Below are 20,611 nucleotides of genomic sequence, written 5' to 3'. Positions count from 1 at the left end.
TTAGTTAAGGATTTAGAAGAGTCCTTCTACAGAAAGATACCTTTCGCCGGTATCATAATTGATGGTAAGGATTTTAGCGTTAGTTGGTATTTCAGGTAAATGTTTTGCGATGGCTGCCAAAGCTGCCCCTGTAGAAACTCCTACAAAAAGGCCTTCTTTTTTTGCAGCATCGATGGCATATTTATAGGCTTCGTCCTTTCCTACTGTGATGACTCCGTCTAAAAGGGTAATGTCCAGTATAGAAGGCACAAATCCGGCTCCCAGTCCCTGTAGCGGGTGTGGTGCAGGGCTTCCTCCGCTCAGTACGGGAGATAGCTCCGGCTCTACGGCAAATACTTTTACGTTGGGATATTTTTCTTTTACTGTTTTTGCAATTCCTGTGATATGGCCTCCGGTTCCTACCCCGGTAATGATATAATCCAGTCCGTCAGGGAAATCATTTAAAATTTCACGGGCAGTGGTTTCCGTATGCACTTTAACGTTGGCAGGGTTGTCAAACTGTTTCGGAATCCATGAATTGGGAGTTTCTGCAGCGAGTTCATTGGCCTTTTCAATAGCTCCTTTCATTCCTTTTTCTCTTGGAGTAAGGACAAATTCAGCTCCGTATGCTTCCATGATCTTGCGGCGTTCGATACTCATGCTTTCCGGCATTACCAGGATAAGTTTGTACCCTTTCACTGCAGCAACCAATGCCAGTCCTATTCCTGTATTTCCGCTGGTAGGTTCTATGATGGTACTGTCTTTATTTAAAAGTCCTTTTGCTTCTGCATCTTCAATCATTGCCAGTGCAATTCTGTCTTTAATGCTTCCGCCGGGATTGTTTTTTTCCAGCTTGATCCAGATTTCATGATCTGAACTGAACAAGGTATTGATCTTTACAATGGGAGTATTTCCTATTGTTTCTAATGCATTCTGAAATTTCATATCAATATAATTTTTATTTTTTTACTGTTTTAAATAACAAAGGTTAAAGATTCCGGTAAGGAACTGTTATCCTTTATTTTTATTTCACTTTTATGATAGACCAGAGAGTTGGGCGGAACATCCTGGGTGATCCATACATTCCCTCCGATGACACTTTCTCTGCCGATCGTAGTGTTTCCACCTAAAATGGTTGCTCCTGAATAAATGATGACATGGTCTTCAATATTGGGATGCCTTTTCTGGTTGGCCTTTTCCTTAGACACATTTAAAGCTCCCAGGGTCACCCCCTGATAAATTTTAACATGGTTTCCGATCACGGTTGTTTCCCCGATGACGATTCCTGTTCCGTGATCAATGAAGAATGATTCTCCGATTACGGCTCCGGGATGGATGTCTATACCGGTTTTGCTGTGAGCATATTCCGAAATGACACGGGGCAGTATTCTGACCTTCTGCTCCCACAACTGGTGCGAAATCCGGTAAACATAGGTTGCAAAAAATCCGGGATAGGCAAGATATACTTCTTCCAGAGATTCTGCTGCCGGATCAAATTCCAGAATTGATTGGGCATCCAGCACCAACTGATCATACACGGCCGGTAAGGCTTTGAAAAACCGGTTCACCTGTTCTTCCGTATCTTCTTTATTTTCTGCTACAGCACCGATAAGGGTGGAAAATGTTTGCTGAAGGTTTTCAAAACTTTTCTTCAGGTGATCTTCCGTATTGTCATTCTGTGGAAGAAAAAGAACTTCATACAGATCTTTTACCCATTTTTTAGTCTTTACTTTATCAAAGAACCCGTGGGTATTAGTGCTTTTGCTTTGATGAATTTTTTCAATTAAATTATCGGAAATTGCCATTGTTTCTATTGAATTATACAGGCTGCAACAGTTGAATTAGAAGTTTCATCCACCAAAATTGCAGATCCTGTTGTTTTATTATTGATAAAACTGTCATAGACCAAAGGCTGTGCCGTTCGCAACGTAACTTTTACAATTTCATTAAGTTTGATTTCACTCTCTATCGGTTCACGGTTAAGCGTGTTGACATTGATCTTGTAATCTACTTCTTTCACAATGGCTTTTACGAGTCTGCTGTTTTGCTGCAGCAGGTATTTGTTACCGGGCTGAAGTGGTTTCTGATCAAGCCAGCACAGAAGAACCTCCAGCTCTTTTTCTACTGCCGGAAGCTCTTCTCCGGTCGCAAAAAGATCTCCCCTGCTGATATCCAGATCGTGAGCAATATGAATGACAGCCGGTTGACCTTCGAATGCTTCCTCCTTTTCTACCCCGTGGATTTCAATTTTGGAAATCTCACTGGTTAAGCCCGCCGGAAGAATCTGAATCTCATCTCCTTTTTTGAATGTACCACTCAGAATCTGCCCTGCATATCCTCTGTAATCATGCAGGTCTTCTGTCTGAGGGCGGATGACATACTGAACCTGAAAACGGCTTCCGTTATTTTTTTCTTCGTGTAAAGTGACCTGCTCCAGATATTCCAGAAGAGATTTCCCCTGATACCATTCTGTTCTGGATGAGGGGGTAACGATATTATCTCCTTTCAGTGCAGAGATCGGGAAATAGCTTACATCATTCAGCCCAAGGTTTTCCGCTATTTTGGAATAGTCAGACTTTATGGTTTCAAAGACTTCTTCCGAATAGTCTACCATATCCATTTTGTTGATGGCTACGGCTACTTTTTTCAGTTTTAATAATGAAGCGATGATAGAATGTCTTCTGGTCTGCTCAATCACTCCTTTCCGTGCATCGACAAGAATGACCATCAGTTCGGAATTGGATGCTCCGGTAATCATATTCCGGGTATACTGTACATGGCCCGGAGCATCGGCAATAATAAACTTTCTTTTTGGTGTTGAGAAGTACCGGTAAGCAACGTCTATGGTTATTCCCTGTTCTCTCTCAGCCCGCAGTCCGTCTGTTAAAAGAGCGAGGTCTACGCCATCTTCATTTTTGTTTTTAGAATGTTTTTCAAGGACTTCCAGTTGATCCTGTAAAATACTTTTGCTATCGTAAAGCAGTCTTCCGATAAGGGTACTTTTACCGTCATCTACACTTCCTGCTGTTATAAATCTTAATATATCCATCCGTTTTTAATTATAAGTAATGAGTAATAGGCAATGAGTAATATTTTACTGTTTAATAAGTAAATGCGGTATATCCGATTACTCATTGCTGATTGCTTATCTAAAAATAGCCTCCTTTTTTCCTGTCTTCCATGGCAGCTTCCGTTACCCTGTCATCAATACGGGTTTCACCTCTTTCGGAGATTCTGGTGGCAACAATTTCTTCGATTACGGCATCTATTGTAGCTGCACTGGATTCTACCGCTGCGGTGCAGGTCATATCTCCCACGGTTCTGTAGCGTATTTTTTTGGTGGTGACAATATCTTCCGGTTCCAAAAGCACGTAAGGCGAATTGGCCAGCCATTGTCCGTTAAGGTCTACCACTTCCCTTTCATGCGAGAAGTAAATGGAGGGCAATGCAATCTTTTCTTTGCGGATGTAATTCCAGATATCAAGCTCCGTCCAGTTACTGATCGGGAATATCCTTACATTTTCTCCTTTATGGATTTTTCCGTTGAAAATATTCCAAAGTTCCGGGCGCTGAAGTTTAGGGTCCCATTGTCCGAATTCATCACGCACGGAGAATATTCTTTCTTTGGCACGGGCTTTCTCCTCGTCTCTTCTGGCTCCTCCGATGCAGGCATCAAATTCAAATTCTTCTATGGTGTCCAGTAAAGTATAGGTCTGAAGCCAGTTTCTGCTGGGAAATTTTCCTTTGGCTTCGGTTAATTTTTTGCTTTTTATGGTATCCTCAACTTTTCTTGCAACGAGATTCACATTGAGCTGATCAACCAGCTGATCACGGAATTCCAATACTTCAGGGAAATTGTGCCCAGTATCTACATGTACAAATGTAAAAGGGATTTTCCCATGAAGAAATGCTTTTCTTGCCAGGTGAGCGAGTACAATACTGTCTTTTCCTCCACTGAATAGTAAGGCAGGGCGCTCAAACTGTCCCGCAACTTCCCTTAAAATATAAATGGATTCTGACTCCAACTGATCTAGGTAGTTTAATTGTTGTATTGACATTGTTTCTTTTTTTATTGATGAATATGTAGACCGCATTCCTTTTTGTTGGCATCTTCCCACCACCAGCGGCCGGCTCTGAAATCTTCCCCTTCTTTGATCGCTCTGGTACATGGAGCGCATCCTATGCTGACAAAACCTTTTTTGTGAAGATGGTTGTAAGGCAGGTTATTTGACTTTACATAATCGGTTACCTGCTCAGAAGTCCAGTGAAGGAGCGGATGAAATTTGATGATTTTATTGTCAGGATCCCACTCCAGCTGTGGCATATTCTGCCTGTTGGGAGAGTGTTCCGCTCTTAAACCGGTGATCCATACCTGATATCCTTCCAATGCTTTTTTCAGCGGATGTACCTTACGGATGGTGCAGCATGCTTTCCTCTGCTCTACAGACTGGTAAAATGAATCAGGTCCGTTTTCTGTGACAAATTTTTTCAATTCTTCCGTATCCGGGTAATATGCTTTGATCTCTTTTTTGAAAAAGGCTCTGGTGTTGGCCCATGTTTCGTAGGTCTGTTCAAAAAGACGGCCTGTATCAAGAGTAAAAATATCAATATCCAGGTTTTTGATCAGATGAGTGATCACCTGATCTTCATAGCTGAAACTGGTGGAAAAGATCACCTTACCCGGGAATCTACTGGCTAATACCTCTAATCCATTGTCCTGAAAATCGCTTTCTGAAGCATCTTCCAGAAGTTTTTCAAATTCATTTTTCAGATTGTTTTCCATATCCTATTGAAATTTAAGTCTTGCAAATATATACAAAATTCTATAACTCCTATCAAAATAGTAGAATTTAAATGAAAAAAAATTAATCTTTATTGATAAACTTAGTTAGAGTGGCCTCCATCATGCTTTTTCTGGTCTTTTCACGAACGATCATTAATTCTTTTCTCAGGTAACAGACTGCTTCATCCACGCAGTCGTCACAAGCTTCATAGAAATTTAAAGATACACATGGGGTAAGAGCAATGGGACCGTCAAAAATACGGTAGATATCAGCTAATGAAACCTCATCAGGAGACTTCAGCAGGTAATACCCTCCTACTTTACCCTGCTTACTGTTGACGAGTTTAGCTCTTTTAAGTTCCAGGAGGATCTGCTCTAAAAATTTTTTAGGAATGTTCTCATCCTGTGCAATAACAGAAGTGGGCAGAAAGCCTTGATGATAATTTCTTGCTAATCTGACCATTGCTTTTAACGCATATTTGCACCGTTTCGACATCATAATTCCTGCAAGTTATGATAATTTATCTGATAAATGAAATGTTTTCCGATAAGAGGGTAATTATATTCTCCATAATTTTTTAAACGGAATTTAAATTTCTATATTCCATTTTTTTGAACCATTAAGGAGGAATAAGGAGATAAGAATATTAAGGTGAGCTTCGCTTTAAGAGTTGCGACTTAAAAATCTTTGATTTTTACCTTAACTTACCTTAAAGCCTTCATTATTCTTAATGGGTTAAAATATTTTGAACCACAAAAGGCACAAAAGTTTTTTAAGAACACTTAAGTATTTTTAAGTTATAAGCAAACTGTTGATAAGTACACTTAAGATGAAAACCTCTGATTTTCATCTTAAGTGTACTGAACTTATGCAGGATCATTTTTAAACTTCTTAAGTGCACTAAAGTGTTTTTTAAAATCACAAAAGTCCTGAACATCTAAGGTATTTAAAGTGAAAAGCTTGCGCGTAGAAGTACACGTAAGTTTGAAATTTCTGATTTTTTAATTGTATATTACTTCTGTTGTACTTTTTGTCATTCCGTTAGGAATCTAAATTCGGCTATTAAAATATAGTTTAACCACAAAGGCACAAAGTTTTTTGAACACTTAAGTATTTTTAAGTTATAAGTAAACCGTTGATAAGTGCACAGAAGTTTTATGAAAAACTGTAATTTTCTTATGATTGAACCATTAAGGGGGAGTTAAGAAGATAAGAATATTAAGGTGAGCTTCGCTTTAAGAGTTGCGACTTAAAAATCTTTGATTTTTACCTTAACTTATCTTAAAACCTTCATTATTCTTAATGGTTTAAAATATTTTGAACCACAAAAGGCACAAAGTTTTTGAACACTTAAGTATTTTTAAGTATAAGCAAACTGTTGATAAGTACATTTAAGTTTTATGAAAAAGTTTGATTTTCTTATGATTGAACCAGTAAGGAGGAATTAAGAAGAGCTCAATACAAAATAAGCCAGTTCACGATCATCTCTTACCAGATTGTCTTCTCTCACGAATCCATTTTTTAAAAGGATTTTTTGAGACCCGATATTATCCGGATCTGTAACGGCGACAATATCTTTGTTGGTGTTTAATGATCGGCAATATTCCATTAAAGCTTTGCATACCTCTGTACCAAGGCCTTTTCCCCAGTAGTTTTCGCTTAATGTATAGCCTATTTCAATCTGTTCCGGACGGTCAAGAAAAACTCTTGCCAGGCACATTCCTATGAAATCATTGTTTGCGGTATTGAATACTCCCCACCGGCTGAATGGTCCTTCCTCATAATCCGATAAAGCTTTTTCAAACATTTCTCTGTACTCTTCAGGAGTTTTATAAGGAAGATAACGGGTTATGTTTTTGTTTTCAAAAAGTGATGAGAATAAGGAAAATTCTTCGGGAGTGAATTTGCGGATGATAATTTTGTCGTTCCTGTAATGCATAGAGAGAATGAAATCTAAAGATAATAAACTAAAAATAATAAATAAAGATAGGTAAACTAAACTGAAAAATTAACCATTGATTCAGATAATCTTCTAATTTTAAAGAATAAATGATGATGAACAGTACAAAATCGTAACTTTAAACCTTTAATAAAAAAAGTAATCATACTATGTTTTCAGCATCAACCTATCTTGACAGAAGATCCGTATTACAAGGCAATGTGAACGGCGGAATCTTACTGTTTTTAGGAAATATAGAGAATCCTGTTAATTTTGAACACAATCCTTATTATTTCCGCCAGGACAGTACTTTCTTATATTATTTCGGGATCCAGGAGCCCCGTATTGCCGCTATTATTGATATTGATGAGAATAAGACAATTGTTTTCGGGGACGAACTAAGCATTGATGATATTGTATGGATGGGCAGGCAGGAAACATTGAAAGAGAAATGCCTGAAATCCGGAGTACAGGAAACCTCACCCTATGCAGAGCTTTCCCAGTATCTGAAAAATGCACAGGATTCCGGAAGAAAAGTACATTACCTTCCCCCCTATCAGTCTTCCAATAAGATTTTATTATCTGATCTTTCAGGACTTAAAATCGCAGCGCTGCAACCTTCTGTGGAAATGATCAAAGCGATTGTCAAGCAGCGTTCCGTTAAAGAACCTCAGGAGATTGCACAGATAGAACAGGCGGTGAATGTATCCAACGAAATGCATTTGCTGGCAATGCGCATGGCAAGACCTGGTATTAAAGAATATGAAGTGGCCAACGCTATCCAGTATCTTGCGGCCAATAAAGAATGCCAGATGTCTTATCCGCCGATTGTAACGATAAACGGAGGAATTCTTCACAATCATTACCGCCTTAACACACTGAAAGAAGGCGATCTGTTCCTGAATGATTCCGGAGCAGAAACCGCCATGGGATATGCGGGTGACCTCACCAGGACCTTCCCGGTAAGCAAGAATTTTACAACAAAGCAAAAAGAAATGTATGAAGTGGTTCTGAATGCTTTTCACAATGCCCAGCGTCTGCTGAAACCGGGAATACGTTTTAAAGATATTCACCTTAAAGCTTCCCAGCATCTGGTAGAAGGGCTTATTGACCTCGGACTGATGAAAGGAAATGCTGAAGAAGCTGTAAAAAACCATGCCCATACCTTATTTTTCCAGTGCGGATTAGGGCATATGATGGGGCTTGATGTGCATGATATGGAAGATCTTGGCGAGCAGTATATCGGTTACACGGAGGAAGAACCAAAGGATACCAAAACATTTGGACTTAAATCTTTACGTTTAGGCAAAGCTCTTGAATCCGGGTTTGTAGTAACGGTTGAGCCGGGTATTTATATGATTCCTGATCTGATCGATATGTGGCAGGCTGAAAATAAAAATGCTGACTTTATAAATTATGATAAAGTAAATGAATACAGGGATTTCGGTGGAATTCGCGTAGAAGATGATTTCCTGATTACGGATGACAGCTACAGACTTCTCGGGAACGGACTGATCAATACTGTTGAAGAAATTGAAAATTACAGAGCTGAACATCTGGCTTAACTCAAATAGTATATATGAAGAACATAAAAAAACTAACAGCCATTGCATTGTACTTTCTGTGCCTGTCTCCATGGGCAGCACAGAAGATCCAATGGACCTCTGATGGCAATGCCTATTACTCATTCACCAAAAACGGTGTTGAAATTGTGGATGTACTGGATCCCGGTAAAAACCAGATTTTTTTAAGTACTGATGAACTGATCCCCGCCGGAAGCGCTCATCCGTTAAAGGTACAAAGCTTTCAGGTAGCTCCCGATGGGAAAAGCTTGCTGCTTTTTGCCAATACTCAGAAAGTATGGCGTGACAACACCCGCGGAGACTACTGGATTTTTGATAAAAACACTAAGAAACTGTCTCAGCTTGGGAAAAGTTTACCTGCAGCTTCACTGATGTTTACAAAGTTCTCTCCGGACAGCAAAAAGGTGGCTTACGTATCAAAGCATAATATTTATATTGAAGATCTTACCAGCAACCAGATTACCCCGGTTACCTCTGATGGAACAGACAGAATGATCAATGGTACTTTTGACTGGGCTTATGAAGAAGAATTCGGCACTCAGGATGGTTTCAGGTGGTCTCCCGACGGAAGCAAAATTGCCTATTGGAAGCTGGATGCCCGTAGCACAAAGAATTTTCTGATGATCAATAATACGGATAGTCTGTATTCGTTTACCATTCCTGTAGAATATCCGAAGGTAGGTGAAAATCCGTCGGGATGCAGTATATGGTTTTATGATCTGGCAGCCAAGTCATCAAAGAAAGCAGACATTGCGGGTGATGAAGTGCAAAACTATATTCCCAGAATGGAATGGGTGCTGGATTCCCGATCCGTTATTCTGCAGCAATTGAACAGGAAACAGAATCAGAGTAAAATTATCATTGCCGATGCTTTCTCCGGGAAGAGTAAAACCATTCATACAGAAACCGATGCCGCCTGGATTGATATAAAATCCCGATGGAACAGTAATGATCCGAGTGGATGGGACTGGATTGACAATGGAAAAGAATTCTTATGGCTTTCTGAAAAAGACGGATGGAGGCATATTTATAAAATAGATATGAATGGCAAGGAAACACTGATCACCAAAGATGCTTTCGATGTCATAAAACCTGAATTTTTTGATATCCCGAATAAACAGATTTACTTTTTAGCTTCCCCGGATAATGCCGCTCAGAAATATTTATATAAAGTGAGTATGAAAGGAGGAAAAGCTCAGAGATTAACTCCTGAAGCTTATCCAGGCTCTAACCAGTATACAATATCACCCAATGGTAAAATCGCAGTGTTTAATAACAGCAGTGTGAATGCACTTTCAGCAGGAGCCATTGTATCTCTTCCTGACCATAAGGAACTTGTTGCCCCGAAAAGAACAATTAAAGCTGATCCTTCGAAACCTAAAGCAGAGTTTTTCCAGATCACAACACAGGATGGGGTTACATTAGACGGATGGGTGGTAAAACCTAAAAACTTTGATCCCGGCAAAAAATATCCTGTTGTCTTCACTGTATACGGCGAACCGGGATCACAAACCGTAACCGACAGCTTCTATACAGGCTGGAATTATTTATATACAGGTGATATGGCCGAAGACGGATATCTGTATGTCTCTCTGGAAAACAGGGGAACTCCTGCTCCCAAAGGACGTGAATGGAGAAAATCTGTTTACCGTAAAATAGGACAGCTTAATATCCGGGATCAGGCAATGGGAGCCAAAGCTTTATTTGCAAAATGGCCGTACGCAGATACATCCAGAGTTGCTGTATGGGGCTGGAGTGGCGGAGGATCTTCCACCCTTAATCTTTTAGGACAATATCCTGATATTTACCAGACCGGTATTGCTATTGCTCCGGTGGCCAATCAACTGTTCTATGACAATATCTATCAGGAAAGGTATATGGGACTTCCATAGGAAAACAGGGAAGATTTTGTCAACGGTTCTCCTCTTGCCTATGCTAAAAATGTGAAAGGAAATCTTTTGCTGGTACATGGTACGGGAGATGATAACGTACATTATCAGAATACGGAAGTATACATTAATGAGCTGGTAAAATACAACAAACAGTTCCAGCTGATGTCTTATCCTAACCGGACGCATTCTATTGATGAAGGGGAAGGAACATCGCTGCATCTGGCTACCATGTTCACAAAATATTTAAAAGAACACTGTCCTCCGGGAGGAAGATAAAAATAAACAACCTAAAGTCTCGCAGTAATGTGAGGCTTTTTTATTGGATCTTAAAATTTTTACATTATAAAATAAATCTGATGTTAATAAAAACTCCCCGGATTGCTCCGGGGAATAGAAAGTGTCAAAACCTATATTTTTATAGTGGTGTGAATGATGTTGTGATAAAAATAACAATGGATATGCCAAATACATCACTTATAATTGAAATCTTACTTTTTGTGGTATCTTTTATGTTTCCTTCTCCTGTTTCTTCCTTTTTTTAATAAAAATATCATTAATTTTGATTGAATAACTGTTAAAATTATTCATTTTGAAACTGCCACGCTCCTATTATGCCGATCAGGATGTTCTTTTCCTGGCTCAGGACCTTTTGGGAAAAATTCTTTTTACAGAAATTAATGGTAACATTACCGCCGGGATTATTGTAGAAACAGAAGCCTATTTTGGAGTACAGGATAAGGCTTCGCATGCGTATGGAGGCAGACGGACGGACCGTACGGAAACATTATACAGTCATGGCGGAGTATCTTATGTTTATTTATGCTATGGGATTCATCATCTTTTTAATGTGGTAACTTCGGTGAAAGATGAGCCTCATGCCGTACTGATCAGAGCTGTAGAGCCTTTGATCGGTAAAGAAACAATGCAGCTCAGACGCAGTATGCCGGCTTCCAGAGCTGCTATTTCTTCAGGCCCGGGTTCCGCAGCAAAAGCTTTGGGAATCGATAGAAACTTTAATAAAAAAGATCTGACAGGAAATGAAATCTGGATAGAAGACCACGGAATTCGGTATGATCCTGATGAAATTATAGCAGGCCCCCGTATAGGGGTTGCTTATGCACAGGAAGACGCTCTCCTGCCCTGGCGTTTCTTTGTGAAGGGTAATAAATATGTGAGTAAACCCAATAAAGCCTGAACAATGCTTTCTGAATTAAAAAATAAAAATGGCTTAAGAGCAGATACTCATTAAGCCAGATCATATTCAAAATGAGAATATTCAACCAACTACATTTATATTTCTAATTATTACTGTAGTTTTTAATAATTGCCCACCAGTTCTGCTTTTGTTTCAACAGTATGTTGTGATGTACCCGATCCTTTCTGCCCATGATGGTTTACAGATGATGTTGGGGCAGCACTTTTGTTGTCTTTACAGCTGATAGCCACATTCTCCGCCATCCATAATAAAAAGAATATCACTGCATTTTTCAAAATTCTATTTCTTTCCATGACAGCTGATGATGATTTATATTTCAAATGTGGGGAAATAGCCGGAAATCCTGAAAAAAGAGCTACCAATGAAGATCTGTGATCTATGAACTGATTGGTAAGGATTTTTTGAATTGGCTTTTAAAATCATGATAGCAATGGATGATTATAATAAAAACTGCTTCCTTTAACAGAAGCAGTTACACAATAAAAGTCGTACAAAATTATTGATATGAAAAAAATAAAAAAAATATTAGTGGATGTCCCAGAAAACCCTGGTAGTCAGTTTGTCTCCTCCGATCGCTGTGGATGCTTTGGCATAATTACTCCCGTTAGTTGTTGCCTCTAAGGTTGGATACTGAAGTCTCACAGGGACTTTTCCGTCAGCATTGGCAATGGCTGTAGGAGGCGCCTGTAAAGCCGGATAATCTAACCTGCGGTAAAAGTTCCAGGAAACCACAGGATGGTTATACATGGCAACCCAGGCCTGCTCCCCGATTGATTTCTTCCAGTTGGCAGCATTATAGGGATTCATGGTAAGATAATTCTGGGCTTCCTGAGCTGTAAGTCCCCATTCCCTGAAGGAAGCCTGAACGGCATTCTGATATAAGGTTTCAGGATTTCCGCCAATTCCAAACCTGGCAGCTGCTTCAGCCAGATAAAAAGCCACTTCAGTATGTGTGATAAGATTTCCGGGAGTCGTTGGGGTATAAGCAAAAATCCCTGCAGCAGAGAAGTCTGAAAAGTTTCCGCCGGCCCCAATCACCTGTCCGATGTATTCCCCGTTTACGTCCTGAAAATATTCAGCCACCCTGGGATCTGTGGTCGTATTAAGAAAATCCACAAAAGGTTTTCCCCCGAAAAAATCCTCCCGTCCCGTAACCACAAGGTTTTCAAATATCGGGTTCAGGTTGAATATTTCAGGGAGATATCTGAAAACCCCATTCTGAGACTCATCGGTGATTATTCCACCGGTAATGGCTGCATTAATTGTAGATTGCGCCAGTGTAGGATTGATATCAGAAACTGCAATTCCCAGCTTCAGGAGAAGCGAGTTGCCGAATTTTTCCCATTTTGCTACATCGCCTCCATAGATAATATCCCCGGCTCCAAAAGCACCTTTCCCTTCCTCCAGGTTGCTAATATCTGTTTTCAGACGGCTGATAAGATGTTCATAGATCTTGGCATCATCATCGTACACAGGCAGCGGATACTGTTCCTGGTTGAGAGCCTGACTGTAGGGAATATCACCAAATGTATCTACCAGCGTCTGAAAAGTATATACTGAAAGGATATCTATGATGGCAAGCTGATTTTTTTTCTTAGCAGGCCATGCACTCAATTCCGAAGGAACCGGCTGATACTGTTCTATCAGTTCTTTGGCTTTATTAAGATTATTAAGGACATTTACATAATTATCAGCCCATACGGTATTCGATACGTTTCTTTCCGTAAAGTTATAATTGCTTTCACTTACATAGGTTGTTTCCTGCCAGTACTGCATGATAAGGCGAAAGTTGTTTTCGTTCACACTGGGCGTGCTCATATAATCACTCAGCTCTTTCTCGGCATAGGTGACCAGAGGTTCCGGGCTCATAGAATAGGCAACATGCGGATCCGTATTCACATCGTCTGTTGTACATCCTGCCATGAATACCGTTAAAAAAGAGCCTAATATAAATGTATTTTTCATTGTAATAGTTTTTAAAAATTAACTTTCAGATTGAATGCAAAATTCCTTGTGGAAGGCATTACGCCGGACTGATATCCCTGAATGCTTCCCGAAGAGATTCCAGCCTCCGGATCAGAATAAGGAAGGTTTTTATGGATTATCCACAGGTTACTTCCTGTGAAGCCAACCGTAAGCCCCTGAATTCCTGAATTTTTTAAGAAATTTTTGTTGAAAGTATAAGAAACAGAGACCTGGCGAAGCTTTATAAAACTTGCATCGTAGATAAATGCTGCGGTCGGGGGATCTGTTCCCAAATACTGGCTGGATATGGAACGGTCAAGACGGATCGTGTTGGGAATATAATGTCCGGGATTATTGGGATACTGCATCACTCCGGGTAAAATGACCCCTCCGCCATTGGCCAGGGTATTTCTGACGGGGTTTCCAAGATCATTCAATCCTACCGTTTCAGGATAAAGGCCGGTACCTGTTCCATAGTACTGATCCAGGGAAAATATCTTTCCTCCTTTCTTCCAGTCGATCTGGAAACTGAGATTGAAGTTTTTATAGGTAAAAGAATTGTTCAGCCCGGCAATGAAATCCGGTTGAAAGCTTCCGAAGTTATGATTGGAATCATCCGTATGAAGATATGCCCCGTTTCTGCCCACGATCTTGTTTCCATTAGGATCATAGACATAATCTGATCCCCAGATGCTTCCATAATCTTCGTTGAGTGATGCATTGATGCTGATTCCGCCCTGTAATGCACCAATGGTTATATTTTCAATTCCTTCCCGTAAAGCAGTTACTCTGGTTTTCGGATTAGACCAGTTGAGAAGCAGGTCCCAGCTGAAATCTTTGAATTTCAATGGAGTAAGATTCAGTGATAATTCGACGCCTTTGGTGGTCAGTTCTCCTGTATTCTGAATTTTGGCCCCGGAACCTGTTGACAGGGAAACCGGCAGAGGGAGTATCTGGTCAAATGCGATATTTCTGAACCAGGAAAGATCGATCCCGACCCTGTTTTTGAAAAACTGCATATTGGTTCCAATCTCAAAATTTTTCAGTTTTTGGGGAAGAAGATCGGCATTTCTCAATGTCGTATTGTAGGAATACACAGGAATGTTTCCGAAAGAAGTCTGTACAATAAACCTGTTTCTCAGCTGGTCCGCTGCCGTGTCTGAACCTACTTCTGCATAAGCTGCCCGTAATTTTCCAAAACTCAGCCATTGCTGTTTCAGTAAATTGGAAAATACTACGCTCGCAGAAACAGAGGGATAATAATAGGCATTATTTGCCTTTGGTAATGCTGTAGATTGATCTCTTCTGAAAGTTCCTTCCAGATAATAGGTGTTCTGATAGCCTAAAGAAGCCTGGATAAAAGCCCCGTAAATATATTTTGATGTATCTGTAATGATAGGTCTTGCCGGACTTGCTACAGAATTGGATATCGTGTAAAGCCCCGGAATATAAAGCCCTCCTGTTGTAGTCTGTGCATTGGAGTAACTTGACTGTGCATTGATATTAGCTCCTGCCAGTGCCTGAATACTGAGGTCTTCAGTAATATTGTCTTTATAGGTGACAATGAGGTCATAATTGGTTTCCGTAAAGCGGAGATTGGTTACAGCATACCCTGAAGGCTGTTCTATGATATTGGAACTGAAAAAAGCAGGAACAGACCCCACAGCCCGTCTTTCTTCTAAGATCATGCTATAACCGTCAATACCTACCCTTCCCAGAATATTAATTTTCTTTGAAAGATCATAGCTGAGGCTGAAGTTGCCTGCAAAACGTTCCCTTTTGTCATTCTGATAATTTTCATAGCGTGTAAAATAAGGATTATCCCAATAGGCAGGAGAAAGGTTGACCGGAGATTTGATATTCCATGTATAATTTTTACTGAAGGTATCATACAGGTATTTCTGATACTGAAGATCTACATTGGTTGGCCACCATTGGCGGAAATTTCCCATGATGTTATCTCCGTATCCTGTAGTATTTCTTCCTTTGGTGCTCTGGACAATATAATTGGCAAAAATAGTGGCTGTAAGGTTATCTGTAATTTTATAAGAAGCATTCCCTCCGAAATTATTTTTGCTCAGAGACGAATTGGGCATGATATCCGTTGCATAGGTGTTGGAGTAGCTTAATCTGAAGGTTGTACGGTCATTTCCGCCGTTCAATGCAATATTATTGGTGCGGTTAAAGGCTTTTTCAAAAAAAGTGATAGGACCGTTTTTTGCCATGACCCAAGGCGTCTTTTTTCCGAAGTTCTGAGAGTCCGGGATGAATGCATCATACTGCCAGACCATAAGATTGGAATCATAAGGGGCTCCATAGGAAGCATCCTGAAACGTATGAACAAAAGGAGCATTATTGTACTCCTGAAATACGTTCCCGGCATATCCCTGTCCATATTGGGTCTGATATTCAGGAAATGTAGACCGGTCAATGGTGGAAACTGAGATACTTCCGCTATATTCCAGACCGATACCCTGCGTATTTTTCTTTCCCTTTTTGGTGGTGATGATAATGGCTCCGTTTTGAGCTCTTGAACCGTATAAAGCTGTTGCAGCGGCACCTTTCAGTACATTTACCGTTTCAATATCATTCGGGTTGATGTCAGAAACGGGACTTCCGTAATCATAGCCTGAAAATCCGTTCAGCTGACTTGTGGTATTGATATTCCGGTTGATAATGGGAACACCGTCTACTATAAAAAGAGCCTGATTATCTCCCAGAATAGATTTGTATCCTCTGGAAACAGCATCTACGGAACCTCCGAAATTAGTAGACTGTCTGATCTCAAGTCCTGCTACTTTTCCGGAAAGGTTATTCAGGAAATTAGTTGTAGGAGTCCGGTTGATGTCCTCGCCTTTCACCTCCTGTGTAGAATAGCCCAATGATCTTTTCTCTCTTTTAATTCCAAGTGCGGTAACTACAATCCCTTCTATATTCTGTGTTTTAAGGGTGTCCTGCTTTGCCTGGCTGAAATAGGTTTCGCTTCCTATAAAAAAAGCGACTCCCGCACTTAAAAGCTTTAACTGATATTTCATAATTATTGATTTTCTTGTTGTATGATCAAAATTCAATAATTGGTGAAGATTATCACGAAAGGTATATATCAACGGCGGAATAGCGTCTACTAAAATATGAGTAATAAGCAATCAGTGATGAGCAATGCGTTAACAATCAAAAGTAGAACATACCTATTCTTATTCTAATGAGAAATTGCTCTTTTTATTATCGCAAGATTGCAACCGGAGGAGGAAAATTTCCTTTCACAGGAGTAGTGTCAAAATTTCGATTTGACGGGGTGGTAAAAAACGTTGACTTCATCTATAGTTTTTAATAATGATATTTATTGTAATGTATATCAGTATTTTACAAAATAACAGTTAAAGTTCCAGAGAAGGTTTGTAAGTCCTCCCTATCGGAAGTTTTTTTCCATTGATTTGAATCAGGCTTGCCGATTTCATCTCAATTTTTGACAGGGAAATAATATAAGACTTATGGATACGGGTAAACAGTTTAGGGTTTAAACTTTCTTCTATTTTGCTGATGGGCATTTTAAAGGTTAGGGTTTCTGTTTTTGTATGAATATTAATGTACTCTCTTAAACTTTCGATATAGAAAATATCCTGCAGAATGATCTTGATCTGCTTTTTCCCGCTGCTGATAAAGATATATTCCCGGTCAGCTACTTCCAGCAATGCATCTTCTGCATCCATTAAATATTTGAATTTACCTATTGCAGCGGTAAACCGGTCATAGGGAATAGGTTTCATCAGATAATCTGTTATATCCAGCTCATAACCCTCTACAGCATACTGGTGATAAGCAGTGGTTACAATAACGAATGGAGGATTCTTTAATTTCCTTAAAAAATCAAATCCTTTTACAACGGGAAGATGAAGGTCCAGAAACATCAGATCTACCTCATGCCTGTTCAGGAGGCTGCTGGCATATACTGCATCTGCACATTTGCCTACAAGATTCAGTTCCGGATCTCTGGATATGAAATTTTCCAGAATTTCTGCGGCAATGGGTTCGTCTTCTACAATAAGACAATTGTATTTTTTAGCGGCTGGGTGTTCCATGGAAATCTATGATTAGTTTTACAATATAACGATCGCTTTGATCTTCAACAGAAAGCAGATGCTTAGGATAAAGAAGCTCAAGCTGTCTGCGGATATTCTTCAGTCCTATTCTGGTGGAATGTTCATTGGCTTTTTCCTCTTTTGAATTTTCAATGAAATAGGTAAGAATACCGTTTCTAAGCTGGATATCAATATGAATAAATGTTTCTCCCAGACTCTCAGAAACCCCATGTTTAAAGGCGTTTTCTACAAACTGTATCAATATGAGAGGTGAAATATCCTGTGAAGGATTATCCAGATCTATCGTAAGGTTTACGGTAAGATGATGGTGCCTGATTTTCTGGATCTGTATAAAATCTTTAATATTCTCAATATCTTTTTCTATAGAAATCCTTTTTTCTGCGGCTTCATAGATATTATACCGCATTATTTTTGAAAGCTGGAGGATGACATCGGGAGTTTCATCGGCTTTTTTTAAGGCCATACCGTAAATATTATTCAGGGTATTGAAAAGAAAGTGCGGATTGATCTGCGCTTTCAGCATCGTCAGCTCCTGATCCAGTTTTTCAGATTTCAGCTGTGATATCTGATCTTTCAAAAGGTTTTTCTGTCTGGTAATCTCTACCCCAAATACAAGCCCCACCATAAAAATAAGATCCATAAAAGAGTTGAATGCCACGAAACCATTGATAAATCCGGAAGGCTGTTTACCATCCAATGTTTCAATAGCTTCATAGATATAGGGGTAAATAATATAGTGGGTAAAAAGACGATGCCCCAGAACGGCAATTATGACAATCAGAACATAGAGAAGATATTTAAAAAAAATCCTGAGATGTACTTTCTCATATACATACAATAGAGAATAGGCAAGCGGCATTTTGATCAGAAAATAGCCAAGCTCCAGAATCAGCGTGTTCTGAAGCCGTATTTGCCATTTGAAATCCGGGAACTGATATCGGGACCAGTAAAAGTCGAGATAGGCTTCCAGCAGATAATACAATATCCAGAAAAGCAAATGAACCTGTAACTTGGATGTTCTTTCAGATTTCAAGTCTATAATAATTAAAAATACAAAGTAATATCACTCAGTCAAATATAAAAATATAAAGGCTACAAAAATCCATCAGAGGTCTATAAACTACACGTTTTGTATCAAGCTTTAACTTTTATGGTAAACCAGTATCTTTTTAAACCATTAAGAAGAGTGAAGGTTTAAGATAAATTAAGGATAAAATCAAAGATTTTTTAAGTCGCAACTCTTAAAGCAAAGCTCACCTTAATATTCTTATCTTCTTATTCTTCCTTAATGGTTCAATCATAAGAAAATCAAAGGTTTTCATAAAACTTAAGTTCACTTATCAACGGTTTACTTATAACTTAAAATACTTAAGTGTTCAAAAAACTTTTGTGCCTTTGTGGTTTTTAATAACCCACACATTATAATTTAACGTTGAAAAATTTTCAAACGGATTTCCGGGAACACAAGATTCAGAAAACAGAAGATCAGCAGAAAATTGAATTCAACACCATTCCTGCCCCCGCCTACCACAAACCAGCCATTTTCCCAATGAACATAATAAACCCCGAAAACCAATATCAGGATATTACACACAGCAACAGGCTTAATGAACCGGTCCCACCAGAGAGCCGGCGCAGAAATAAGATGGGTCAGCTTAACTGCCCATGCCAGATAAAGCCCCATAGGACTGAATCCTATCGTATCCAGATACCGGAGTCCGAAATTGTTGACATCCCCACTTACAATGGAGACTACACTATGCATCAGCAATATAACTGATAGCGCAAAACGGAGGAAGAAGTTCTTTTTCATAGACCAAAATTATAGAGAAGGATGGTCCGCTGAATTTTTCTGTATATTAATGACTTTTAAGTGTATATCAATGTTGATTAAAGTCTGAATGTAACAAGGGGAATTTGTGGAAATATTTTTAAATATTAAGAATATATTGTTCTAATATTAATTTTTATATTTTATTTCAACATATAGTGATATTTTAAATATAATTGTTATTTTTATATCGATTAAAAAACTATCAGGAATTATAAATAAGAAGTGATATGATTTCCCTCAGAGTATCCTTTTTATCCAGAATAATGACTTAGTAAAGGTGGTTCTAAATACACAAATCGCAATCAGAAAAAAGAGTGGTATGCCATCATACCACTCTTTGTATTTGTATTGTATAAGAGTTTTTCAGTTCAGATTTTTATTTAAAAACTCTTCGAGTTCTTTACCATGAAGGTTCTTGGCTAAAATGGTTCCCTGTCCGTCTATAATGACATTAAAAGGAAGTTCATCCACTTCATATGTTTTTGCTACCGGGCTTTTCCAGAATTTCAGATCACTGATCTGGATCCAGTTGATTTTGAAACGGTCAATGGCTTTCTCCCAGCTCTCTTTATTTTTATCTAAAGAAACTCCCAGGATTTCAAACCGGTTGTTTTTTACCTGTTCTGCATATGTTTCATACAGGGTTTTCAGTTCAGGCTGCTCCTCAACGCATGGAGCACACCATGTAGCCCAGAAATCAATTAACACCAGCTTTCCTTTCAGTGCAGAAAGAGCAAATGAGCTTCCGTCTGCTTTAGCCATCGTGATTTCGGGAGCCTTCTTCCCTATCTCTATAACTTTCTGGGCAGAAACCCAACCTGATACCATCATCAGAAATAATACTGTACTGCGGATTTTCATATTAATCATTTGTAGGATAATCTTTATCTAACCAGTCTGTTTTGATATTTTTCGGAAGGTTCAGAAGTTTCGCATTTTTAAAGCCCATCTCCATCAGTAAATTAAAAGCCGGACGGATATTAGGGCATTTTACGAAAGGACAGCATCCGCAGTAGATAACCACTTCCCTGTCTTTTGGAATATCTTTCAGGTAATTTCTTAATTTTTCCAGATTTTCAGGTTCACGGGTGGGGCCGATGTCTACAGAACCTTTGATAATAGCTTCAGGCCCTACCGAAATAATGACCAGATCTTTCGTTTTCTTTTTCTCAATTCTCGATGCCAGCAAGGCGGGATCCATCAGCTGGCTTTCTTTCCATGGATCCTGTTTTTGCTGTGCCTGGCTGAATACAGAGCAGACAAAGCACGCAATAATAAGCAAATACTTCATACTTCTATTTTTCACAAAGATAAAAATG

General features: G+C 39.2%; 17 protein-coding genes and 1 pseudogene. 3 read left to right on the top strand and 15 right to left on the bottom strand.

Going from position 1 to position 20,611, the window contains the following annotated elements:
* Positions 1 to 12: 12 nt before the first annotated feature.
* The 7 genes from cysK to BBI00_RS06045 all read right to left on the bottom strand — a co-directional run bounded on the left by cysK (position 13) and on the right by BBI00_RS06045 (position 6,702).
* Positions 13 to 924, bottom strand: a complete 912-nt coding sequence (cysK, locus tag BBI00_RS06075) for a cysteine synthase A (RefSeq protein WP_065397923.1) — start codon at positions 922 to 924, stop codon at positions 13 to 15.
* Positions 925 to 953: 29 nt separating this feature from the next.
* Complete coding sequence (epsC, locus tag BBI00_RS06070) at positions 954 to 1,784, bottom strand: serine O-acetyltransferase EpsC (RefSeq protein WP_065397922.1); 831 nt, start codon at positions 1,782 to 1,784, stop codon at positions 954 to 956.
* Positions 1,785 to 1,789: 5 nt separating this feature from the next.
* Entirely contained in the window at positions 1,790 to 3,028 is a 1,239-nt protein-coding gene (locus BBI00_RS06065) for a sulfate adenylyltransferase subunit 1 (RefSeq protein WP_065397921.1), read from the bottom strand.
* Positions 3,029 to 3,128: 100 nt separating this feature from the next.
* Positions 3,129 to 4,037, bottom strand: coding sequence for a sulfate adenylyltransferase subunit CysD (gene cysD / locus BBI00_RS06060; RefSeq protein WP_065397920.1), 909 nt, complete (start codon positions 4,035 to 4,037; stop codon positions 3,129 to 3,131).
* Positions 4,038 to 4,048: 11 nt separating this feature from the next.
* Positions 4,049 to 4,762 (bottom strand): phosphoadenylyl-sulfate reductase, encoded by a 714-nt coding sequence (locus tag BBI00_RS06055; protein WP_083988436.1) that lies wholly within the window; start codon positions 4,760 to 4,762, stop codon positions 4,049 to 4,051.
* An 82-nt stretch (positions 4,763 to 4,844) separates the two neighbouring features.
* The gene (locus tag BBI00_RS06050; RefSeq protein WP_065397919.1) at positions 4,845 to 5,261 is read right to left on the bottom strand and encodes an RrF2 family transcriptional regulator; all 417 of its coding nucleotides are present in this window, start codon (positions 5,259 to 5,261) and stop codon (positions 4,845 to 4,847) included.
* 946 nt (positions 5,262 to 6,207) lie between these two features.
* Positions 6,208 to 6,702: a GNAT family N-acetyltransferase gene (locus BBI00_RS06045; RefSeq protein WP_065397918.1), complete on the bottom strand. Its 495-nt coding sequence runs from the start codon at positions 6,700 to 6,702 to the stop codon at positions 6,208 to 6,210.
* A gap of 170 nt (positions 6,703 to 6,872) precedes the next feature.
* On the opposite strand from BBI00_RS06045, the gene BBI00_RS06040 reads away from it, so the two are divergent.
* From BBI00_RS06040 to BBI00_RS06030, 3 genes and pseudogenes are all read left to right on the top strand, one after another.
* Positions 6,873 to 8,267 (top strand): aminopeptidase P family protein, encoded by a 1,395-nt coding sequence (locus BBI00_RS06040; RefSeq protein ID WP_065397917.1) that lies wholly within the window; start codon positions 6,873 to 6,875, stop codon positions 8,265 to 8,267.
* Between the two features lie 14 nt (positions 8,268 to 8,281).
* Positions 8,282 to 10,453: pseudogene (locus tag BBI00_RS06035) on the top strand (DPP IV N-terminal domain-containing protein).
* A 313-nt stretch (positions 10,454 to 10,766) separates the two neighbouring features.
* A complete protein-coding gene (locus BBI00_RS06030; RefSeq protein WP_065397916.1) occupies positions 10,767 to 11,372 on the top strand; it encodes a DNA-3-methyladenine glycosylase in 606 nt (201 codons plus the stop codon).
* Positions 11,373 to 11,494: 122 nt separating this feature from the next.
* Here BBI00_RS06030 and BBI00_RS06025 read toward each other — a convergent pair whose 3' ends face one another.
* The 8 genes from BBI00_RS06025 to BBI00_RS05990 form a co-directional block, all read right to left on the bottom strand.
* Positions 11,495 to 11,686 (bottom strand): hypothetical protein, encoded by a 192-nt coding sequence (locus BBI00_RS06025; protein WP_065397915.1) that lies wholly within the window; start codon positions 11,684 to 11,686, stop codon positions 11,495 to 11,497.
* Between the two features lie 232 nt (positions 11,687 to 11,918).
* Complete coding sequence (locus BBI00_RS06020; protein ID WP_065397914.1) at positions 11,919 to 13,358, bottom strand: SusD/RagB family nutrient-binding outer membrane lipoprotein; 1,440 nt, start codon at positions 13,356 to 13,358, stop codon at positions 11,919 to 11,921.
* Positions 13,359 to 13,369: 11 nt separating this feature from the next.
* Positions 13,370 to 16,393, bottom strand: a complete 3,024-nt coding sequence (locus BBI00_RS06015) for a SusC/RagA family TonB-linked outer membrane protein (protein WP_065397913.1) — start codon at positions 16,391 to 16,393, stop codon at positions 13,370 to 13,372.
* Positions 16,394 to 16,735: 342 nt separating this feature from the next.
* The gene (locus BBI00_RS06010; protein ID WP_065397912.1) at positions 16,736 to 17,437 is read right to left on the bottom strand and encodes a LytR/AlgR family response regulator transcription factor; all 702 of its coding nucleotides are present in this window, start codon (positions 17,435 to 17,437) and stop codon (positions 16,736 to 16,738) included.
* A complete protein-coding gene (locus BBI00_RS06005; protein WP_065397911.1) occupies positions 17,418 to 18,491 on the bottom strand; it encodes a sensor histidine kinase in 1,074 nt (357 codons plus the stop codon). Before BBI00_RS06005 ends, BBI00_RS06010 begins: the two co-directional genes overlap by 20 nt.
* 393 nt (positions 18,492 to 18,884) lie before the next feature.
* The gene (locus BBI00_RS06000) at positions 18,885 to 19,271 is read right to left on the bottom strand and encodes a DoxX family protein (protein WP_065397910.1); all 387 of its coding nucleotides are present in this window, start codon (positions 19,269 to 19,271) and stop codon (positions 18,885 to 18,887) included.
* Positions 19,272 to 19,655: 384 nt separating this feature from the next.
* Positions 19,656 to 20,153, bottom strand: coding sequence for a TlpA family protein disulfide reductase (locus BBI00_RS05995; protein ID WP_065399640.1), 498 nt, complete (start codon positions 20,151 to 20,153; stop codon positions 19,656 to 19,658).
* Between the two features lies 1 nt (position 20,154).
* A complete protein-coding gene (locus tag BBI00_RS05990) occupies positions 20,155 to 20,583 on the bottom strand; it encodes a rhodanese-like domain-containing protein (protein ID WP_065397909.1) in 429 nt (142 codons plus the stop codon).
* Positions 20,584 to 20,611 lie beyond the last annotated feature (28 nt).

This window comes from Chryseobacterium arthrosphaerae (assembly GCF_001684965.1).
In the GTDB taxonomy this organism is placed as follows: domain Bacteria; phylum Bacteroidota; class Bacteroidia; order Flavobacteriales; family Weeksellaceae; genus Chryseobacterium; species Chryseobacterium arthrosphaerae.
The sequence above is the reverse complement of the archived record's forward strand: the minus strand, read 5'-3'. Positions and strand labels throughout refer to the sequence as shown.